Genomic DNA, 3,769 nt, shown 5'->3' with positions numbered 1-3,769 from the left:
ACCGCACTTGACCCCTCCGTGGCTGAACCGCTGACTGCGCTCGATCCCTCCGTGTTCCGTGCGGCCGCGGTCCTCGCCCCGCCGAGGTCCCGCGACGAAGCGAACCGATGTGCCGCCGGATTCTCGGGTGTGACTCCCATCTATGCCCGCCGAAGTGTCGAAAACCCGATTTATCGGTACCGGTAGCCGACACTTACTGCGCGGTAAACCGCTCGGAGCGCCGCTGCGGTCCCTGTCACCGACTTCGAAAATTTACAAGAGGAATTTCATTATTTTGATATAAACGCTCCATTATAACGATTATTTCCTCGCAGAATTAGACAATATTATCCGCGACGAGGGGCGACCGTTTCCTGATGGCTAGTAACACCCAAGAGTGGTGGCCGGATCAGTTGGATCTGGAGCTGCTCGACCAGAACTCCGCCGATATCGGTCCCTACGACGAGGAGTTCGACTACGCCGAGGCGTTCGAGGAACTCGACCTCGACGAGGTCAAGTCCGACCTCGACGACGTGATGACCGACTCGAAGGAGTGGTGGCCCGCCGACTACGGGCATTACGGCCCGCTGTTCATCCGGATGGCGTGGCACAGCGCCGGCACGTACCGCTCGCTCGACGGCCGCGGGGGCGCCGCCGGCGGACACCAGCGCCTCCCGCCGATCAGCAGCTGGCCGGACAACGTGAACCTCGACAAGGCCCGGCGGCTGCTGGAGCCGGTGAAGACGAAGTACGGGGAGAAGCTCTCGTGGGCGGACCTCATCGTGCTCGCCGGCAACGTCGCGCTGGAGTCGATGGGCTTCGAGACGTTCGGCTTCGCGGGCGGCCGCGAGGACGACTTCCGCGGCGACGACGCCGTCGACTGGGGGCCCGAAAGCGAGTTCGAGACGACCTCCGAGGAGCGCTTCGACGAGGAGGGCGACCTCAAGGCGCCGCTCGGCAACACCGTGATGGGCCTCATCTACGTCAACCCCGAGGGGCCGAACGGCGAGCCGGATCTGGAGGGCTCCGCGAAGAACATCCGCCAGTCGTTCAGCCGGATGGCGATGAACGACAAGGAGACCGTCGCGCTCATCGCCGGCGGCCACACCTTCGGCAAGGTCCACGGCGCCGACGACGGCGACAACCTCGGTCCCGAGCCCGAGGACGCCCCCATCGACCTCCAGGGCCTCGGCTGGGACAACGAGTTCGGCGAGGGGATGGGTCCCGACACCATCACCAGCGGCATCGAGGGACCGTGGAACGCCACCCCGACCGTCTGGGACATGAGCTACGTCAACAACCTGCTAAGCTACGACTGGGAGCCGGAGAAGGGTCCCGGCGGCGCGTGGCAGTGGACCACGAAGAACGACGAGCTCGACGACGCCGCGCCCGGCGTCGCGGACCCCGACGACAAGGAGGACATCATGATGCTCACGACGGACGTCGCCCTCAAAGAGGACGACGACTTCCGGGCCGTCTTAGAGGAGTTCCGCGACGACCCCGACGAGTTCCAGGAGACGTTCGCGAAGGCGTGGTACAAGCTCATCCACCGCGACATGGGTCCGCCGGAGCGGTTCCTCGGCCCCGAGGTCCCCGAGGAGACGATGATCTGGCAGGACCCCCTGCCGGAGGCCGACTCCGAGACGATCGGCGACGCGGCGGTCGCCGACCTCAAGGGAGCGCTCCTCGACTCCGAGCTGTCGACCGGTGAGCTCGTCAAGACCGCGTGGGCGGCGGCGTCCACCTACCGCGACAGCGACAAGCGCGGCGGCGCCAACGGCGCCCGCATCCGCCTCGAACCGCAGCGCAGCTGGGAGGTTAACGAGCCCGAGCGGCTCGCCGACGCCCTCTCGACGCTCGAGGAGATCCAGGCCGAGTTCAACGAGTCGCGCTCCGACGATGTCCGCGTCTCGCTCGCCGATCTCATCGTGCTGGGCGGGACCGCGGCCGTCGAGGAGGCCGCGGCCGACGCGGGCTACGACGTGGAGGTGCCGTTCGAGCCCGGCCGCGTCGACGCGACGGCGGAGCAGACCGATGTCGACTCCTTCGAGGCGCTCAAGCCCGACGCCGACGGCTTCCGTAACTACCTCGGCGACGCGGACGAGGACGTCGAAGACCTCATGGTCGACAAGGCGGACCTGCTAAACTTACCCGCCAGCGAGATGACCGTGCTGGCCGGCGGCCTGCGCGCGCTGGGCGCGACCTACGCCGACCGCACGGCGTTCACCGACGATCCCGGCACGCTCACCAACGACTTCTTCGTGAACCTGCTCGACATGGAGTACGAGTGGGACGAGGTCACCGACGCCAAGGACCGCTACGAGGTCCGCGACCGCGACACCGGCGAGGTCGCGTGGGAGGCGACGCGCGCCGACCTGATCTTCGGCTCGAACGCGCGGCTCCGCACCATCGCGGACGTATACGCGAGCGACGAGGAGAAGTTCGTCGAGGACTTCACCGAGGTCTGGAGCGACGTGATGAAACTCGACCGCTTCGACCTCGACTGAGGTCGCCCTGTTGCCGTCGGTTTTCCGTTCGAGTCCGCTCGGACCGGTCCCGGTAGTTCCCGGTCCGTCGCTCGGCGATGTCGGTCCGACTCCCTGTCTTCGTCCGACTGCGTCCTCGGCTCACGACGAGGTGTCGGCGCACGATCGCCCCGCCTAAGAAATTCTATATCGCGGCATGCGATTTATTTTGCCGTCCACGGCTGAAGTTGAGACTGGCCAACTCAATGCATACGCCATCAGAAGGAGTCTGCTACATCTCCCAGCCGAAGGTCCCTATGAATTTGAAACTTGCTTATAACACGAATCTAACTGTTGACGAAACGATCAAATAAAAACAATCTCCGGCACAAAGATAGAATAAGCATACGGGCAGAAAATGCCTTCGTGGACTGCCCGACGTCATAGCTAGACTGTTCACTCGCGTCGCTGTGTGTGAACACCTTTCGCCGTCACAGTAACGGAGATCGCTTCGATTGTAAAGGTGATTTCAAAGTCGTCATCCAGCGAATTAACAACTCGTTCCAGTGCTTCCGGATCAACATACTGGTGCAACGGGGTACTGTCCAAGTCCACATCGTGTTCTTCCAGCGCTTCGCAGAGTTCTATTACCATATTTCGATCCAAGGGTGGGCGATACGCTGCGGTCATACTCTTGGGTCTCCTCCATTGTTTTCTCCAACTCGTTCATAGCTAGCAGACCCAGCACCGCTGACGCCAGTTATTTCGAAGCGAGCACCGCCGGCCTCACTCTCGGTAACCTGGATGCTCCACCCGTGAGCACCGACGATCTGGTCGACGATGCTCAAGCCGAACCCGGTCCCTGCGTCCGCCGTCGAATACCCGGCGTCGAAGATCTGACCGCGATCCTCTTCGGGGATTCCAGGTCCGTCATCTGCTACATAGAACCCGTCGTCCAGTTGGCCGACCGTCACCGTGACATCCGGGCCGGCGTGTTCGATCGCGTTTCGTATCAGGTTCTCGAACACCTGTTTCAGCCGGCTCTGATCCCCCTGGATCGAGGTTCCACTATCGATCTCGACGACGAGAGAGGTGCTCGTTGTTTCAACAGTGGCCCAACAGTTCTCGACCAGTGCCGCAAGCTCGATGGACTCGAAATCAGTAGTCGTTTCGCCCTGTCGAGCCAGCGTCAGGAGATCATCGATCAGCGCCCCCATTCGATCGAGGGCACCCTCGACGTGCGATAGCTCCTCACTCTCACACTCGTCTTTGGCAAGCTGAAGCCGTCCTTCAGCTACATTGAGTGGATTACGAAGATCGTGGGA

The 3,769-nt window shown here is 62.8% G+C and carries 3 protein-coding genes; 1 reads left to right on the top strand and 2 read right to left on the bottom strand.

Translation table 11 applies throughout. The features are described from left to right. Window positions 1-356: 356 nt before the first annotated feature. Window positions 357-2,486 (top strand): catalase/peroxidase HPI, encoded by a 2,130-nt coding sequence (katG, locus tag ACI944_RS12885; protein ID WP_411719440.1) that lies wholly within the window; start codon window positions 357-359, stop codon window positions 2,484-2,486. 414 nt (window positions 2,487-2,900) lie between these two features. Here katG and ACI944_RS12880 read toward each other — a convergent pair whose 3' ends face one another. Together ACI944_RS12880 and ACI944_RS12875 are read right to left on the bottom strand one after the other, a co-directional pair. Further along, complete coding sequence (locus ACI944_RS12880; RefSeq protein WP_411719439.1) at window positions 2,901-3,098, bottom strand: HalOD1 output domain-containing protein; 198 nt, start codon at window positions 3,096-3,098, stop codon at window positions 2,901-2,903. Window positions 3,099-3,130: 32 nt separating this feature from the next. Next, on the bottom strand, window positions 3,131-3,769 hold a 639-nt coding region (locus ACI944_RS12875; protein WP_411719438.1), incomplete at its 5' end, for a sensor histidine kinase.

Source organism: Natronomonas sp. (genome assembly GCF_046710025.1).
Lineage (GTDB): Archaea > Halobacteriota > Halobacteria > Halobacteriales > Haloarculaceae > Natronomonas.
The sequence above is the reverse complement of the archived record's forward strand: the minus strand, read 5'-3'. Positions and strand labels throughout refer to the sequence as shown.